Source organism: Thermoflexus sp. (genome assembly GCF_040289485.1).
Classification (GTDB): Bacteria; Chloroflexota; Anaerolineae; order Thermoflexales; family Thermoflexaceae; genus Thermoflexus.
In genome coordinates, this window is the sequence record NZ_PSLG01000006.1 from 1 (window position 1) to 17616 (window position 17616).

Below are 17616 nucleotides of genomic sequence, written 5' to 3' on the forward strand. Positions count from 1 at the left end.
GGCCTCCGCCGGCCATGGGTGGCGCAGGGCAGCGGCGCGGGTTGGAAAGGCCGCCCAGCCGGCCTCCCGGGCCATGGCGCGCCATTCCCGATGGGGGGCAATCAGGGCCAGGGCCTTGCCCCGCCCCTCCGCAAAGCGCTGTAGCCGGCGCAGCAGCACCGGATCGGGCCCCGGGTGATCCGGGGGGACCTCCAGGGCGACCCGGGGCGCAGGAGCGCGCGCGATGCGGAAGCGCAGCGAGGCCCAATCGTCGTCCGGCCAGACCGTCAGGAACACCACCGGCCCTCCCGCGGCCTCGACGGGAGCGGTCTCGGCCGGTTCCACCGACGGCGTCACGGGGAAGTCCGACACAGCCGCACGATCTCCTCAACCGCGTCGTTGACCGAGGACACGATGGGATCGGCGTAGCCCGCGAGGCGCTCGGCCTTGGGGCCGGGGTGAGGGGCCACCCCAAAGACGGTGAGCCGGACCGAGATCCCAAGTTCATAGAGCCGGCGCACCGCGCGGAAGACCCCCTGGATCCCCTTCGTCGAGTCCTCGACCAGCACCACGTGCCATGGCAGTTCTACCCAGTGAGCCAGGGGGCCGATCCGATGCGGGAGCGTGAAACCCTCGTAGGCCAGATGCAGCGCTCGGGTCTCGTCGATCCCATTCGCCCAGGCGATGGCGGTGGTGAAGGCGGCCAGGGCGTGCAATATGTGGGGCTTGGTGGGGTTCTCCGGCAGCCCCACCGAGTGGGCCAACCAGAACAGGCGCCCCAAGCCGACCGCCGGCCAGTCCTCCAGGCCGACCTGGCGGGCGGCCTGTTCGGCCTCTGGGGAGTAAACCGGGAGCGGAGGGGCCGGATCCGGCGTCGGCGGCCGGGAGGGGCGGGAGGTGTAAAAGGCCGCGGCCAGCCGGCCCTCATACCACGCGTTCATCAGTTCCTGGGCGCCGCTGCGATCCAGGAGAGGCTCATCCAGTTCCAGCAGGCCCTGGGGGACCGACAGGGGTGCTGGCCGCCCGTAGGTGCGTTCGAAGGCCTCGTGGCCGACCATCCAGGTCTGGAAGACCGCTGTGGTCGGACAAGACAGGCTGTGGGTGTCCCGCAGCAGACGGTCCAACAAGGCGCCCAGGGCTTCGGAGCGGGGGCGTTGCGGCCGTTCGGTCCGTCGCCAGAGGCGCAGGGCGGCCCAAGAGGGGCGTTCACCGGGCGCGGCGGCCTCCCCCGCCATCCGCACCCAGGACCGGTAGTCCGGGCGGATTCGACGGCCGTCCAGCCCTCGCTGGGCCAGCCGGTCGCTGGCTTCCTCGAAATCCGGGACGATCCATGCATCGTCCAGTTGGGCGGCCTCCAGCAGCAGCCCCGCCAGGCAGATGGCCGTCGAGTCCCATTCGCTGGTCACGCCGGCGGCCTCGAACCACTCGATGTCGGCCTCGGTGGGCAAAGGGATCTCCCACCCCCAGCGGCGGAGGAAGGTCCCCAGGGTGGCGGGGATCCCCTGCTTGTAACCCCGGGGGAGCACCAGGACGTCGTCGATGTCCAGCAGCAGAACGACGGGCATTGCCCCTCCTCGTATGAAGCGGTCCGCCGCCCCTGATTCTATCCTGGGGGATGGGGAAGGGCAATCGGAGGACGCCCGGGGGCTGAGGTTATAATAAAACCGAGGGCCGGTGGCGGAACCGGCAGACGCGCGTGGCTTAGGACCACGTGGGGCAACCCGTGCGGGTTCGAATCCCGCCCGGCCCATTGCGCGGGGGAGGGATCCCGTTCGGACGGAGCCGGAGGGCCGGCGCCGCGGAGCCATCGTCGGGTGGGCCAGGAAGCGCAGGAGATCCAGGCGATCCCAGCGGCACCCTTCGAAGGCCCGGGGGAGATCGCCGGCCACCCGCCGGATCGGGGAAGCGAGATAGCGAGCGCATCTGCCCTGACGCACCGTGCGCCGCCCGGCGCAGACAGGAGGAGGGTGGGTGCTGCTCCTGCTAGCCTCCGTTCGATTTGGGGGTCCCCTCTTCGTTCTTCCGGGCCTCGGCCTCCGGACGACCCGCGCGGTCCTCCCGGCCGAAGCGTTGCAGGGCCTCCGCCATCTCCCGCAGCCGCTGGTCCACCCGGGCGTTGATCGTCCCTGCCGGATACCTGCCGTCCGGCCCGCGCTCCCCGGCAGGGATCCCGGTGAGGATCTCGATGGCCTCGTCCACCGTGCGGGCCGCCCAGATGTGGAATTTCCCCGCCCGCACGGCCTCCACCACCTCCTCCCGCAACATCAGGTTGCGGACGTTGGCCTCGGGGATGATCACCCCCTGCTCGCCGGTGAGGCCCTTGACCTTGCACACGTAGTAAAACCCCTCGATCTTCTCGTTGACGCCCCCGATGGCCTGGAGTTCCCCTTTTTGATTGATGGAGCCGGTGATGGCGATCCCCTGGCGGATGGGGGCGTCGGCCAGGGCCGAGAGCAGGGCGCAGAGCTCGGCGCAGGAGGCGCTGTCTCCCTCCACCCCCGAGTAACTCTGCTCGAAAACCAGGCGGGCGGAGAGGGTCAGAGGTTTGTCCTGGGCGTATTTGGACGCCAGGTAGCCGCTCAGGATGAGCACCCCCTTGGTGTGGATGGGGCCGCCCAGCCGGGCCTCCCGCTCGATGTCGATCACCCCTTCCCGGCCCAGGGCCACCGTGGCCGTGATCCGGTTGGGCCGCCCGAACCGGTAGTCCCCCAGGTCCAGGACCGCCAGGCCGTTCACCTGGCCCACCTTTGCCCCGTCCACGTCGATGAGCAACGTGCCTTCGGCGATCAGCCGGCGGATGCGCTCCTCGATGAGGTTCGAGCGGTAGACCTTGGCTTCCAGGGCTTGCTGGACATGTTCCGCGGTCACCCGGGAGGAGCCGGCTTTGCGGGCCCAGAAGTTCGCCTCGCGGACCAGGTCCGCGATCTCGGCGAAGCGGGTGGAGAGGCGGGTCTGGTCCTCGGCCAGGCGGCCGCCGTATTCGATGATGCGGGCCATCGCCCCCGCGTCCAGGTGGCACAGCCCCTCCTTCCGACACAGAGTCCCGATGAGGGTGATGTAATCCTGCATCCCCCCTTCGTCCCACGGCATCTCGATGTCGAAGTCCGCCTTGACCTTGAACAACTCGCTGAACTCCTCGTCCAGGAGATACAGCAGGTGGTAGAGCAGGGGGCTGCCGATCAGGATCACTTTCACATGGAGAGGGATGGGCTCCGGGTCGAGGGTGCGGGTGGTGATCAGCCCCATCCGCTCGCCAGGCTCCTCGATCTCGACGGCGCGCTGGCGCAGGGCGCGCTTGAGGCCCTCCCAGACGAAGGGGTTGATCAGCACCCCCTCGATGGGCATCACCAGGTAGCCGCCGTTGGCCCGGTGCAGCGCCCCGGCACGGATGAGGGTGAAGTCGGTGTGGAGCACCCCCAGGAGGCTCTCCTTCTCCAGGCGGCCGAAGACGTTGGGGAAGGTCGGGTTCCACTCGATGACCACGGGCGCGCCCTGCTGCTCGGCGTTGTCCACCAGGACGTTGACGGTGTATTTGCGTAGGGCCATGTCGGCGAGAGCCGGCAGCGGCAGCGGGAACGGAAGGGCCTGCCCCTCCTCCCGGCCCCGAAACTGGTCCACGTTCTCGACGATGTCCTCCTGTACCGCCTTCAGATAGGCGATCACCTCCGGCAGGTCCCGGTACTTCTCGAAAAGGTCGTCCATCAACCCTTCCACCACGAAGAGGGCCACCTCGCGGTTCAACCGCCGCAGGCGCTCCTGGGCGGCGCGCTCCAGCCCCCGGATCTCCTTGAGGGCTTGTTTGACCTCCTCCTCGAAGGCCTCGCGGCGCCGGCGCAGCAGTTCCTGCATGGCCGGGGGCAGGGCGGCGAACTGTTGCTCGGTGATGGGGCGCCCTCCGAGGAGGGGGATCACGGCGATCCCCATGGGGGTGACCTCGACCATCATCTCCTGGGCCATGGCCCGCTGGTTCAGCCGCTTGAGGATCTCTTCCCGCTGCTGGTTGACCTCTTTCAGGATGGCCTCCCGACGGGCGTTGTATTCGTCGCTTTCGAACACGCGGGGGATCTCGCGGCGGACCCCCTCGAGGAGCCGTTCCATGTCGCGGCGCAGCGCCCGGCCCTGGCCGGGGGGCAGACGCAGGGCCTTGGGGCGAGAGGGGTCCTGGAAGTTGTAGACATAGCACCAATCGGGCGGGGTGGGCTGGGTTTGGGCGCGGGCCTCCAGGAACATCTGGACCCCTGTCATGCGGCCGACGCCCGGGGGGCCCGCTACATAGATGTTGAACCCATGATCCGGGATGTCCAGGCCGAACTCGAGGGCGGCCACCGCCCGAGGCTGGCCGATGAGGCCGGCCAGGGGTGAGGTCTCCTCGGTGGAGCGCCAGGGCAGATGCTCCAGCGACACCGTGCGCCGCAGGGCCTCCGGCGGCAATCGTCGGGCCATGGAACGTGCCTCCCCCCTGGTTTGGACGAATTATAGGCGAGACAGAGGCGAGGGGCACAGGGGCCGGTCCGGCCGGGATTGTAACGGGCGGGGGTTTTCCGGAAAATAAAACCTCCGCCTGGAGGCCGGGCCCAGAAAATCCTTCCGGACGAGGTGAGGGATGCGTTGGCGCCTGCTCCGCGCCCTCTTTGGGGCGCTCCTGCTGCTCGCCGGGTTGGCCGGGTTGGGCCTCGAGGGGCAGATCCTGCGGGCCCGCTGGCGGGGGACCGTGATCGGCTTCCCGCCGCCGATCCCGTGGTCGGGCGAGCCCCGGGTAGGGGTAAACATCGCCTTGTTCGGGCGTGATCCCGAGGCCCAGCGGCAGGCCCTGGACCAGATCCGGGCTCTGGGGATCCGCCGCGTCCGCCAGTTCTTCCCCTGGTCGGCCCTCCAGCCGGAGCGGGACCGTTGGGATTGGGCGGCGGCGGATGCGCTGGTAGCGGCCATCGCCGCGGCCGGACTGGAGCCGGTGGCGGTGCTGGGGGACAGCCCGCCGTGGGCGGCCCGGCGGCCCGGCCCGATGGCTCCACCGCTGGACCCGTTCGATTTCGCCCGCTTCGCCGGGGCCTTCGCCGCCCGGTATGGGCGCTGGGTGCGGTTCTATCAGATCTGGGACGAGCCGAACCTGACCATCGGTTGGGGCGGAGGCATCCCCGATCCGGCGGCCTACGCCGCCCTCCTGGAAGCCGCTGCCCGGGCCATCCGGGCGGCCGATCCGGACGCCGTGATCGTGTTGGCCGGCCTGGCGCCGACGGTGGAGGAGGGGCCGTGGAACCTGGCCGACTGGCTGTTCCTGGAGCGTCTGTATGCGGCCGGGGCGCGGGACGCTTTCGACATCGTGGCAGCGAAACCCTACGGGTTCGACACCGGCCCCGAGGACCGCCGGGTCGATCCCGGGATCCTCAATTTCTCCCGGGTCATCCTGCTGCGGGAGGTGATGATCCGTCACGGCGACGCCTACAAGCCGATCTGGGCCAGCCACTGGGGTTGGAACGCCCTCCCGGCGGGCTGGGCGGGGCGTCCCTCGATCTGGGGCCAGGTGGACGCGGAGACCCAGGCCCGCTACGTGCGCCAGGCCGTGGACCGGGTCCGGCGGGAGTGGCCCTGGATGGGGACCATGTTTCTGGAGATCTGGCAGCCCGACGCGCCGCCGGACGACCCGCGCTGGGGCTTCGCGGTGGTGGATCCGCAGGGCCGGATGCGGCCGGTGGGGGAGGCGTTGCGGGCGGCGGCGCAGGCGCCGCCTTTCCCGCCGGGATACTCGCCGGCGGCCGTTCCGCTGCCGGACGGGACCTATGGCCCTCCGCCTGGGGCCCTCTACGAAGGGGCATGGCGGTTCTCCGCCTTGGGGGCCGATATCGGGCGGGAGACCGGGGATCGCCTGCGCTTTGCCTTTGAGGGGACCGGGCTGGCCTTGCGGGTGCGGCGGGGCGGATATCGCGCCCATCTTTACATATGGGTAGACGGCCGGCCGGCGCCGGCCCTCCCCCGGGACGAGCGGGGCGCGTATCTGATCCTGACTTCCCCCGATTACGCCACTCCCGAGGTTGTAACCATCCCGGTGGCCCAGGGGCTTCCTTACGGCCGCCATACGGTGGAGATCGAGGCGGAGCGGGGCTGGGGACAATGGGCGCTGGTCGGCTGGAGCGTCGCCGGCCTCGGCCCGGATGTGCGGATCTACCGGGGGGCGCTGGTGCTCGCCTTGGGGGCGATGGCCCTCGGTGGGATGCTGCTGGCCAGCGGCCTGGTCGCCGGGGGGCGGGCGGGCCTTCCCGGCCTTCCGGGGATCGCGGCGTCGGTGGGACGACGGGTGGGGCTGTGGGGAGCGGGCGCTCTCTCCGGCCTGGTGTATGCAGGGATGTGGTGGACGGCGCTGGAGGGGTGGGGCGGGCGGCGCTGGGGCGAGGTCGGTTGGCTGGGGATCGGGCTGCTGGCCAGCGGGGCCTTTTATTTGGCGCCCCGCCTGGCCCTGACCGCCCTGGCGGGCCTGGGACTGTTTGTTCTTTTGGTCCTACGGCCATCCATCGGCCTGGCCCTGGTGGCCTTCTGGGCGCCGTTCTATCTCTACCCCAAGCCGTTCTTTGAGAAGGCATTCTCGATGGCCGAACTCGTCCTTTGGCTCACGGTGGCCGCCGGGGCGGTCCGTTGGGTGAGCGCTCGCGGACGGGACGGCGGATGGAGATGGAAGCGGGAGGCCGCGGACCGTTGGATAGGGATCTTTTTCGGGGCGGCGACCCTCTCTGCGGCCCTGGCGGCGTTTCAGCGGGTGGCGTGGCGGGAGTGGCGCATGGTCATCCTGGAGCCGCTGCTCTTCTACGCCATGGCCCGGGCGCTGCGGATGAGCCGGTCCGAGTGGGGGACGGTTCTGGTGGCCTTCGTGCTCGGAGGGATCGGTGCGGCCGGCGTCGGTCTGGCCCAGGGCCTCACCGGGATCGGGCTGATCACCGGCGAGGCCGGCGCCCGCTGCATGCGGGGGCCCTTCGGATCGCCGAACAACCTGGCCCTCTATCTGGGCCGGGTGTTCCCCTTCCTGTTGGCGTTCCTGCTGCGCGGGCCCTCCCGCCGCTTGCGCCTTCTGGCGGGGCTGGGCCTGATCCCGGTCCTCCTCGCGCTGGTCGGCACGTGCTCGGAGGGGGCGACCTTTTTGGGCGCCCCGGCAGCGCTGCTGGCGATGGGCGGCGTGGGGCTGTGGGAAAGCCGCGGGCGGCTGTCTCGGCGGGCCCGATGGGCGTTGGGGTTCCTGGCCTTCGGGCTGGCCCTGGCCCTCGGCCTGACCCTTGGGCCGCGGGTGGCGCCCACGCTGGCCGCCCGCATGGTGACGCCCGGGAGCACCGTCTTCTTCCGGGTCCGCCTTTGGGCGAGCACGCTGGATCTCCTGCGGGAGCATCCGCTCTTCGGGGTCGGCCCGGACAATTTCCTCTATTGGTTTCGCAGCCGCTACATCCGCCCCGACGCCTGGCAGGAGCCGAACCTTTCCCACCCGCACAACATCTTCCTGGATTTCTGGGTCCGGACGGGGATCCTGGGGCTGGTCGCCGGCCTGGCCTGGCAGGTTCTGTTCTGGCGGGCGGTCCTCCGCCGACAGGGCTCCTCCGCGCTGGATCCGCAACGCTGGGGGGCCATCGGCGCCATGGCCGACGTCCTGGGCCACGGCCTGGTTGACAACGGGTTCTTCTTGGTCGATCTCGCCTTCGCGTTTATGGTGATCTTCCTCACGGGGATCCGCGCGGACGGCCCAGAGGCAGACGTTTCGGGATCGGCGCCCCCACCGGGGGCGGCCGATGGCGGCCGAAGGCATAGGTGAAGGGCAGCCGCCGGATGGGCCGGCCGGCCCACACGTGGGCCTCCGCCCACAGGTATTTCAGCATCAGCGGGAAGAGGCCCTCCTCCTCCATCCGCCGGATGGACACCGGGATGCGGACGGTGGTCAGCACGCCGAAGCGGCCGTGCCGGGCCGCCCGCTGGACGTAATCGTGGTCCTCGGCCAGGAGCAGAGTCTCGTCGAACCCGCCGATGGCCTCGTGCAACGCCCGGCGGATCAGGATGCAGAAGCCGGGGGCCCGCGGCGAGATCCATTGCAACGCCAACAGGTAGCCATTGGCCACCTCGTGGAACACCCGGTCGGCGGGGCGTGGGCTCAGTGGCTCCATCAGGCATGTGACCACGTCCAGGCCGCGGTCCGCCATCTCCTTCAGCGCTTTCTCCAAGAAATCGGGGCGGGGAAGCACGTCGGCGTCCAAGAAGACGAGCAGGTCCCCCTGGGCGGCGCGGGCCCCCGCGTTCCGGCCGACAGCCGGACGCCCGCCGGGGACCACCCGGGCTCCCCAGGCCTGGGCGAGGGCCGGCGTCCCGTCCTCCGATCCGGCGTCGGCGACGATGACCTCATCGGGCGGGCGGGTTTGCCGGGCCAAGGCCTCCAGCAGATGTGGAAGATAGGCGGCTTCGTTCAGCGTCGGGATGATGACGCTGACCTTCATCGACCACCCTCCTCCGATCTCTGCCGAGGGCGATGCCGGTGACGTCATCCGGCCCTCCCGGTCTCTTGAAGGATCTGGCGGGTGAAGCGGGACAACCGGCGGCGGTCCGTGGGGTCCAGGCGCTCCCATTGAGCCTGGAACCAGCGGATCCGGGAGAGCAGGGCGTGGACCTGATGGGGCTCCGCGCGGGCCAGGGCGGTCAGGGCCGCGCTCAGGCTGGCCAACGCCCCTAGGTCCAGGGCCTTTCCCCGGGGCAGCGGCCAGGGGCCCTCCGTCGCCTGCAGGAAGCGGAGGACCAGGCCGATCCCGGCGGCCATGCGCGCCATCCCCTCCGGGATCGATCCCTCCTCGACCCGGGCGGTCAGCCATTGCAGCACGGCGGTGGGCTCCAACCGGGCCTGAAGGGCCTGGAGTTCGGATCGCACCCGGGCCTGGGCGGCCCGCCAGACAGGCGCCTCCCAAACCCCAGCCAGGATCCGGCGGGCCTGGGCGGTTGGGCGGAACAGCACCCGAGGGCGGCCGGGGCCTTCAGGGCTTTGATAATGGCGCGCCACCAGCCCGAGGCCCTCCAGCGCGGCCAGCATCTCGTATGCCGTCGCCCGCCCGATCCGCATGGCCCGGGCCACGGCCCCATAGTGCAAAGGCCGGCGCAGCCGCCGATACAGGCGCAGGAACGCCGCCAGGAACTCCCGCTGTCGTCGCGTGAGGGACTCCAAGGTTTCCCTCAATTTCCGAAAATTCCAGAAAAAATTTTACCACGCAAGCCCTAGGGGAGCCAAGGGAGCAGGCAGGGCTCAGCCGGAAGCGGACCGATCGGGGGCCACGGGGATGGTGAAGACGAAGGCGGCGCCGCCGGAGGGATGGTCCTCCACCCAGATCTTGCCGCCGTGGGCTTCCACCGCCAATCGGCAGAAGGCCAGGCCCAGGCCGACCCCGCGGTAGGGCACCATCCCGGTCACGAAGGGCTGGAAGAGCCGCTCCCGCAACCCCGAGGGAATGCCGGGGCCGGAGTCGGCCACGGTCACCTGGATCCAGGGGCGGCCGTCCTCCCGCGCCACGTCCGCCCGCACCCAGATCGAGCCGCCGGACGGCGTGAGCTTGATGGCGTTGTCCAGCAGGTTCTGAAGGACGCGGGAGAGCACTTCTTCGTCCCCCCAGGCCGGCGGGAGGCCCTCGGGGAGTTCCACGCGGACCCGGAGGTCTTTCTCCTGGAGCAGCGGCTGCATCCCCCGCAGGATCTCCCCGACCAACGCTGCCAGGGCCAGGGGCTTCGGCTGGAGGGCCATCTTGCCGGCCTCCAGGCGGCGGAGGTCGAGGATGGTGTGGACCATGCGCAGGATGCGGTCGGTGTTGTCCCGGGCGATGCGCAGCACCTCCTGCTGCTCGGAGGTGAGCGGCCCCAGCCCCTCGACGAGCACGAAGTCCAGGGCGGTGCGGATCGAGGCGATGGGGTTGCGCAGGTCGTGGACGATCATGTGCAACAGTTCCTCCCGGAGCCGCTCGGCCATCCGGATCGGGGTCAGATCGTGGGTCATCACCAGCCAGCCCGCGATCTCGCTGTCGCTGCGGATGGGAACGAGGTGCACTTGGAGGCTCCGTCCGTTGGCCTCCACCGAGAACACCCGCGCCTCGGTGGGATCCCAGTCCGTGGCGCGCAGGTGCTGGACCAGCCGGCGGGCCATCTCCGGCTGGCGCCGTTTCAACGCCCACAGGGCCTTCGTCCAGGGGGTCCCGATCCACTTCCCAAGATCCCCTGTCGGATCCAAGAGGTCAAGGGCCGCCGGGTTGATCTCGACCAAGGTGCCGTCGGTGCCGATCAGGAGGATGCCGGCCATCGCTGCGTGGATCAGGGCCCGCAGCCGGCCCCGCTCGAGATCCAGCCGCTCCACCAGCCGGGCGTTCTCCAGGGCCACCGCGGCGTGGTTGACGATGGCCATGCTCAGGGCGATCTGGGCCAGGGAGAAGGGGCGATCCCCCTGGTGATCCCAGATCTCCACAAGGCCCAGCAGGTGCGGGCCGCGGACGAGAGGCAAAACCATGAGGCGCCGCACGCCGAGGGCCTCCAGGATCTCCCGGTCCTCGGGGAAGGAAGCCGTGGGGTCGGAGACCCAGAGGGTGATGAGTTTGCGCTCGCGAAGGGCTTCCTGCCGCAGGCGCAAGGCGGCCGATCGCGTCCGGATCATCCACCGGGCGTGTTCTCCTGGGGCCGTCTCCGGGCTGGGAAACTCCGCGAACCTCTCCAGCGCCCCGCTTTCCTCCTGATAGCGGTAGAACCGGACGTAGGTCCCGCCGGTGATGTCGACAAGGAAGCGGCCCAGCAGGCTCAGGGTGGTGGAGGCCTCCCGCGAGGCCAGCAGGTTGGCGCTGGCCTCATAGAGCAGCGAGACCTCGCGGACCTGGTCCGCCAGCCGTTCGACCAGCGCCGCCCGCTCCACCGCCAGCGCCAGGTGGTCGGCGATGTGCTGGATCAGGGCGAGTTCCTCCTCGGTGAACAGGCGCGGCTCGGGATCGTGCAGGCAGAGGACGCCCACCGGTGAGGTCCGGGACCGGAGGGGGATGGCGATCAGGGCGCGGGCCTCATGCCAGGGAGGCGGCGTCCGGAGGCTTCCCGAGGCCTCCCGGGGGAGATCCCCGAAGAGGAGGGTCTGCCCCTTCTGGAAGGCGAGCCCGACCGGATCCTCGCCGGGCGATCGCTCGGACGTGGGCGGGTGGGGGCCAGCGGCCGCTCGCAGGCGCAGGCGCTCGGGAAGATCCTCCCACAAATAGATCTCACCCCTGCGGAGCCCGGTCGCCTCCATGGCCTGGCGCAGGCCGACCTGCAGGATGGCATCCAGGTCCTCCGCGTGCAGGATAGCGGTCACCACCTGACGGAGGGCAGCCTCCTGCCGCGCCCACCGCTGGGTCTCCTCGAACAGATGGGCGCTGGCCAGGGCCTGGGCGGCCGCGTTGGCGAAGGCCTGGCCGATCAGCAACTCCTCCGGCCCCAGGGTCCAGGGACGATCCCAGTAGAGGGTCAACACCCCGCGGAAGGGGAACTCGCTGGGGGCGAAGGTCGACGCCCACAAGGGGAACACCACATACGATCGGAAGCCCTCCCGCAGGATCTGATCTCGAAAGGCCGCCGTTCGCGGATCGTTCCAGGCGTCGGGGATGTGAATCACGGTGGGAACCTCGATGGCCCGGACACCGGGGACTTGGCGGTAGTGTGCCAACAGTTGCTGCACGTAGGTTTCCGAAAGGCCCTCGACCCCGGCGCAGGCCACCTGCTCCCGGACCGGCTCGTAGAACCAGAGGCCGGCCCGATCGGCGCGGAACAGCCGCCGGGCGACCCGCAGGACGACGGGGACGCGCTCCCGGAAGGCGGGCGGGCTGCTCAGGACCTCCTGGAGGGCACTGGCCACCGCCTCCCACAGCCATGTCTCCCGCCGGCGGCGCAGGGCGGTGGCCACAGCGCCGGCGAGGATCTCGGCCAGGCGCAGGGTCTCTGGGTCGGCCGGGCGCGGACGGTCGTAATACAGCATCAGTTTCCCCAGCGGGCCGCCCTTGTCCTGAATGGGAATGAAGGCGAGGGCGCGGATCCCATCGCGAAGGACCACGTCCTGGAGCTCCCCGAGGACGTCGGTGTGGGCGGCGTCGGCGACCCAGAGGATCTGGGGATGGGGATCCTGGGGATCCCAGGGCCAGTGGCCTTCCACGGCCTTCCGGTAGCCTTCGGAAAGGTTCCGCCAGGCCTTGAAGCGGAGCACACCATCCGGATCCCGCACCAGGATGGCGGCCCGGTCCGCCCCCAACACCTCGATCGCTCCTTGAAGCGCCCGCTCGTAGAGGGCCTCGAGGCCGGCCGCCCGGTGGAGGTCCTGGGCAAGTTCCTGCAGCCACTGCAATTGCTGAGCGTAGTGGCGCGCCCGCTCCTCCTCCGCCCGGCGCTCCGCGCCAGCCCAGATCAGGGCGATGAGGTCGGCCATCTCGGCGGCGAAGGCGATCTCGTCCTCCGTCCAGTGGCGGATCGCCCCTTTCTGTTTGTGGCAGATCACCCCCACCACCTCCCCTTCCCAGCGGATCGGGGCGTCCAGGAGGGAGCGGACGCCGAGGGGGCGAAGGTAAGTCTCCCGCAGTTCCCGGGTCCGAGGGTCGTTCTCCGCGTCGGCGGCGTCGATGGCGCGCCCGGCCTGCAGCGCCGCAAAATAGGCGGGGTAGTCGTCGGCCCGCAGCGTCATCCCGGCGGCCGTGGTCCCCTCAGGCCAATCGACGTGGACCAGGCAGGTCAGCCGGCCGGCCGCGGGGTCCAGACGCCAGATGTTCACCCGGGAGACCTGCAGGGCCTCCGCGGCGGCCCAGGCGACCCGCCGCATCGCGGCCTCCAGATTTCCGCTGTGAACCTCCGGGTCCTTGGCCAGCCGCAGCAAGGTCTCCTGCTGCCGGGCCCGCCGCATTGCCCGCTGTTTCTCGTCGGTGATCTCGCTGGCCCGGACCACCCAGCCCCAGGGCTCCCCGTGGCGCTGGATCGGCTGGAGGGAGACGCCGAACCAGCGGTCCTGGGTGGGATGGCGGACCTCGGTCGCCCCTGCCTGGCGATCCCGGATCCGGTCCCGCAGGAAAGCCTGCAGCGCCGGCCACGGTTGGAGAAGGGCGTCCAGCGGGGCCCCTAGGATCTCGGGGAGCGGGCGGCCCAGCGCTTCGGCCATGCGGGGGTTGACATCCACCGCCCGGCCCTTGGGGTCCAGGATCAGAATCCCTTCTGGAAGGCTCTCCACGATCAGGCTGCGGGCGATGGGGATCGGACGCGCGTGTAAGAGGCTCTGGAAGGCCACGCCCATAAGAGCCGTGGCCAGGCCCAAGGTGAGGGCCGGTAGCCCATGCCAGGGCGCTGGCAACCGGGTGTAGGAGGGATCATAGAGGCTCGCTGCCAGGCCAGTCATGATCAGGGCAGCGCCGACGGACAGGATCCCGATGCCTGGGAGGATGCGGCGGTCGCTGTGCGCTACGCCATGCACCAAGGTGGGCAGCATAAAGGCCAGGGCGGCCAGGAAGGCCAGGAGTGCATAAAAGGTGTGCACCCAGAACCACGGGCCGAAGGCGAGATGAAGCCTTCCCTGGGGGTCGATCTCCAGCGTGGACCACACCCAATGATGGGCTGGGTTGGTGAGGGCCAGTAGGAAGGTGAGGGCGGGGATGAAGAAGACAGCGATCAGGTGCCAGGGGCGGGGCTGCAGGACGGCGCCGGCATACTGGACGGCGCTCCACAGGAGCAGCGGGGCGATCCCGACGATCCCCAGGGTCCGCAACTGGATCCAGAGGAGCCGCGTCTCCGGCGCGGGGCTCAGGACGGTCAGGCTTTCCCCCAGGCCCCAGAAGGCCAGGGCGATCAGCGTCAAAGCCCAAAGGGCCGCCCACCGGGCCTGGCTCTGGCGCCAGCCCCTGTAGGCCAGCAGCAGCCCCAACAGCGCCAGCCCTCCACCCAGTGCGGCCACTGAGTCCTCCCGAATGTTAGAATAAAGCAACCTCTCGGCCTTGTCAATCGTGGGTGGAAGAGCTCTTGGGAAGGGAAGGGGCCCACAGCCCCAGGCCGGCCCCGATCCCGTCGATGAGGACATCGAGCAGGCGGGGGTGTCGGCCGGGGACCAGGGCCTGGTGGGCCTCATCGGTGAGGGCGTAGAAGATGGCCCAGAGCCACGCCCAGCGCCCGGGCCGGGCGAGGGGGTAAGCCTGAAGGGTCCAGCGGGCCAGCCGGGCCAGGACCGCGTATTCGGCGGCGTGACCGGCTTTTTTCAGCAAGGTGTCCAGCCATGGCTCCGGGGCTTGGGGCAATTGCGGCTGGGCGGAGAGGAAGAAGATCAGGCCCATCCAGAGGCCGGTCAGCGCCCAGCGGACGGCGATGGGGATCTGATCGGGCCCTCTCGGGGCGCTGTTTCTGGTCATGCGGGCCGCCTCCGCGTCTGGCTTCGATCGGCCCTCGCCAGGGCCGTCGCGTAAGCCGCCTCCAGGACGGGCAGCCGGTTCTCCCAGCGATGGCGGGCCAGGATGTCCTGGCGGGCCTGTTCGCCCAGGTGCCACGCCGTTTCCGGGTCCTGGAGCAGGCGCCATGCCGCCTCCACCATTGCCGCCTCATCCCCTGGCGGGACCAACCATCCGGTCTCCCCATGGCGGATATATTCGGGGACTTGTCCGACGGCGTCGGCCACCACGGGGAGGCCGGCAGCCAGCAGGTCGATCAGTTTCATCGGGCATTTGGCCCGATGGATCAGGTCGTCGTCCATCAAGTAAAGGGCGAGGTGGCCCTGGCGGAGGGCGTCCGGCAGCCGTTCAGGGTCCACCCATCCGATCCAGCGGAGGCGGGGGATGAGGCCGGCGTGGGCCAGCCCTTCCCGGAACCGCTCCGCCTCGTCGCCCAGGGCCTGGCCCACGTAGAGGAATTCGAGGGCCGGGTCCCGGCGCGCCAGTTCCGTCATCACCCGGACCAGCCGGCCCGGGTCGAACTCCAGGAAGCGGGTGTAAAGGAGGATCCGCGGCGGGTCGGCCGGGCGCGGCCGGGGCGGCGCGGTGAAGAAGGCGGCGTTGGGCAGATAGAACACCTGTCGGGGCGGGAGGCCCATGGCCCAGGCCAGGGTCTCCAGGGCCCGGCTGGCCACGGTGAGGGCATCGGCGTGGGCCATGCCCCACCGTTCCTGCCATGCGAAGAACCGGCGCTGGGCCGGCGGGTAAGGGTTGCGATCGTTCCAGCCGCCGGGCCCTTCCCAATCGTCGGTGTCCAGCACCAGGGCCCCGGCGAAGCGGCCCAGGCGGCGCATGTGCCACAGGGACCAGTGGACCAGCCCGGCGTAGGCCTTGGGCTTGAAGAGGTGGACGATCTGGGGTCGTTCGCGCAGGACGGCGGCCACCAGGCGCCGGGTGAGTTCGATGTGGAAGACCCAGGAGGGCCGGCGGGAGGGCAGCGGCACCTGGATCACCCGCACCCCCCCGATGACCGCGTCGCGGCCGCTGTCCTCCGGGCTCTGCCAGGGGGGAAGCACCAGCGTCACCCGGTGCCCGCGTCGGGCCAGGGCCTGGGCCATGGGCAACGCCCGCGCCCGCATCGTCCCCCGCGGGCGCAATCCGAAGGGGCCGACCATCACGATGGAACGGACCTCCTCCGCCATCCTCGTCCCAGCCATCCCTGTGGGGTCACTCCACGGTAACGCTTTTGGCCAAGTTACGGGGCTGGTCGACATCGCAGCCCCGGAGCACGGCCATATGGTAAGCCAGCAACTGCAGCGGGATCACCGCCACCATCGGCTGCAGCCATCGCGGGACGGGCGGGACGGACAGGACGGCGTCCGCCCGGGCCGCCGCCGCCCGATCCCCCTCGGTCACCAGGGCGATCACCCGCCCCCGCCGCGCGCGGACCTGTTCCATCTGGCTGAGCATCTTCTCATAGATGACCGGGTCCTGCAACGCCAGGGCCACGGTAGGCATGCGCTCATCGATCAGCGCGATGGGGCCGTGTTTCATCTCCCCGGCCGGGTAGCCCTCGGCGTGGATGTAGGAGAGCTCCTTCAGTTTGAGCGCCCCCTCCAGGGCGATGGGGTAGAGCAGGCCCCGCCCCAGGTAAAGGAAATCCTCGTAGCGATCGTAGGCCTGGGCCACCGCCTCGACCTCCCGCTCGCGGTCCAGGGCTTGCCCCAGCCAGTCCGGGAGGCGGGCCAGGGCCTGGACCTGTTCCTGGACGGCCTCAGGGGCCATGGTTTCACGCAGCTCGGCCAGCCGGAGGGCCAGCAACAGTTCGTCCACCATGGAGACCGTGAAGGCCTTCGAGGAGGCGACGCCGATCTCGGGGCCGGCGTGCATCAGGATGCATGCGTCGGCGATGCGGTGGGCCTGGGAGCCGATGACGTTGACGATGCTCCACAGCCGCGCCCCCCGCTCCCGCGCCAGCTCCATCGCCGCCAGCGTGTCCACGGTCTCCCCGCTCTGGGAGATGGCCAGCACCACCGTGTCCCGGTCCAGCACGGGATCCCGGTATCGGAACTCGCTCCCGTAGTCCACCTCGGTGGGGATGCGGGCCAGGGCCTCGAAATAGAACTTGCCCACCAGCCCGGCGTAATAGGAAGTGCCGCAGGCGACGATGACGATGCGGGAGAGGCGGCGGGCCTCGGCGGCGGTGAGAGGGATCTCCTCGAGGCGCACGCGGCCTCGCTCGAAATCCACCCGCCCGCGCAGCGTGTCGGTGACCGCGCGGGGCTGCTCGTGGATCTCTTTATGCATGAAATGTCGGTAAGGCCCCTTGGCGGCGGCCACCGGGTCCCAGGGGATGACCTGGACGGGCAGCGTCACGGGCTGGCCCTCCAAGGTGAACACCTGGACCTGGTCCCGGCGCACCACGGCCATCTGGCGGTTCTCCAAGAAGAGCATCCGGCGGGTGTGCTCCAGGATGGCGGGGATATCGGAGGCCACGAACATCTCGCCCTCCCCCAGGCCGATGACCACCCCGCCGGCGTTGCCGATGCGGGCGGCGATCAGGCGGTCCGGGTGGTCGGCGGAGAGCACGACGATGGCGTGGGCCCCGCGCAGCGCCCGGAAGGCCCGACGGGCGGCCGTCTCCAGGTCAGCGCCGGCCCGGAGCTCCTCCTCGATAAGGTGGGCGATCACCTCAGTGTCCGTCTCCGAGGTGAAGCGATGGCCGGCGGCCTGCAGGGCGTGGCGGAGTTCCGCGAAGTTCTCGACGATCCCATTGTGGATCACCGCCAGGCGGCCTGTGCAATCGCGGTGGGGATGGGCGTTGTGGTCCGCCGGGGCGCCGTGGGTGGCCCAACGGGTATGCCCCATGCCGATGGTCCCGCAGGCCGGCTCCTCCTCCAGCAGGTCGATCAGCCCCTGGATCTTCCCGGCCCGCCGGCGGACCTCCAGTCGGCCTTCCTGGACCACCACTAGGCCGGCGGAGTCGTAGCCTCGGTATTCCAGCCGTCTCAACCCTTCGATCAGGATGGGCACGGCGTCGCGCTCACCGACGTATCCGACGATCCCGCACATGGCGACCTCCCGGAAGGATAGGGTGGCGGCGATCGGGAGCGAGAGGCCGACGGGGAGGACGCAACAATCCCCCACGCCCGGCAGGGGTCATGAGGCGCGCCCTCCGTCGTCGGTCGGCCGCTGCCGGCCGTTTTGTCCCGTCGGTTGCCCGGCGGTTTTGTCGGCCGGCGAG

The 17616-nt window shown here is 70.3% G+C and carries 10 protein-coding genes and 1 tRNA gene; 2 read left to right on the forward strand and 9 right to left on the reverse strand.

The window, feature by feature from the left end; translation table 11 throughout:
- On the reverse strand, positions 1-279 hold a 279-nt coding region (locus tag C4313_RS01815), incomplete at its 3' end, for a hypothetical protein (RefSeq protein WP_352428171.1).
- 53 nt (positions 280-332) lie between these two features.
- Positions 333-1544 carry a hypothetical protein gene (locus tag C4313_RS01820; protein WP_352428172.1) on the reverse strand — a complete coding sequence of 404 codons (1212 nt, stop codon included), beginning with the start codon at positions 1542-1544 and terminating at the stop codon, positions 333-335.
- Positions 1545-1647: 103 nt separating this feature from the next.
- On the opposite strand from C4313_RS01820, the gene C4313_RS01825 reads away from it, so the two are divergent.
- A tRNA-Leu gene (locus tag C4313_RS01825) sits at positions 1648-1729 on the forward strand.
- A 233-nt stretch (positions 1730-1962) separates the two neighbouring features.
- Here C4313_RS01825 and C4313_RS01830 read toward each other — a convergent pair.
- Positions 1963-4422: a Lon protease family protein gene (locus C4313_RS01830; RefSeq protein WP_352428173.1), complete on the reverse strand. Its 2460-nt coding sequence runs from the start codon at positions 4420-4422 to the stop codon at positions 1963-1965.
- A gap of 160 nt (positions 4423-4582) precedes the next feature.
- On the opposite strand from C4313_RS01830, the gene C4313_RS01835 reads away from it, so the two are divergent.
- Entirely contained in the window at positions 4583-7765 is a 3183-nt protein-coding gene (locus C4313_RS01835) for an O-antigen ligase family protein (RefSeq protein ID WP_352428174.1), read from the forward strand.
- On the opposite strand, the gene C4313_RS01840 is transcribed toward C4313_RS01835, so the two are convergent.
- From C4313_RS01840 to glmS, 6 genes are all read right to left on the reverse strand, one after another.
- On the reverse strand, positions 7674-8438 hold the full coding sequence (locus tag C4313_RS01840) for a glycosyltransferase (protein ID WP_352428175.1): 765 nt from the start codon (positions 8436-8438) through the stop codon (positions 7674-7676). The two genes, C4313_RS01835 and C4313_RS01840, sit on opposite strands and share 92 nt — an antisense overlap.
- A 44-nt stretch (positions 8439-8482) precedes the next feature.
- A complete protein-coding gene (locus C4313_RS01845) occupies positions 8483-9154 on the reverse strand; it encodes a helix-turn-helix domain-containing protein (protein ID WP_352428176.1) in 672 nt (223 codons plus the stop codon).
- Between the two features lie 78 nt (positions 9155-9232).
- Entirely contained in the window at positions 9233-13909 is a 4677-nt protein-coding gene (locus C4313_RS01850; protein ID WP_352428177.1) for a GAF domain-containing protein, read from the reverse strand.
- A 43-nt stretch (positions 13910-13952) separates the two neighbouring features.
- The gene (locus tag C4313_RS01855) at positions 13953-14357 is read right to left on the reverse strand and encodes a VanZ family protein (RefSeq protein WP_352428178.1); all 405 of its coding nucleotides are present in this window, start codon (positions 14355-14357) and stop codon (positions 13953-13955) included.
- Entirely contained in the window at positions 14354-15574 is a 1221-nt protein-coding gene (locus C4313_RS01860; protein WP_352428179.1) for a glycosyltransferase family 4 protein, read from the reverse strand. Before C4313_RS01860 ends, C4313_RS01855 begins: the two co-directional genes overlap by 4 nt.
- 25 nt (positions 15575-15599) lie before the next feature.
- Positions 15600-17444 carry a glutamine--fructose-6-phosphate transaminase (isomerizing) gene (gene glmS / locus C4313_RS01865; RefSeq protein WP_352428180.1) on the reverse strand — a complete coding sequence of 615 codons (1845 nt, stop codon included), beginning with the start codon at positions 17442-17444 and terminating at the stop codon, positions 15600-15602.
- Positions 17445-17616: the final 172 nt, after the last annotated feature.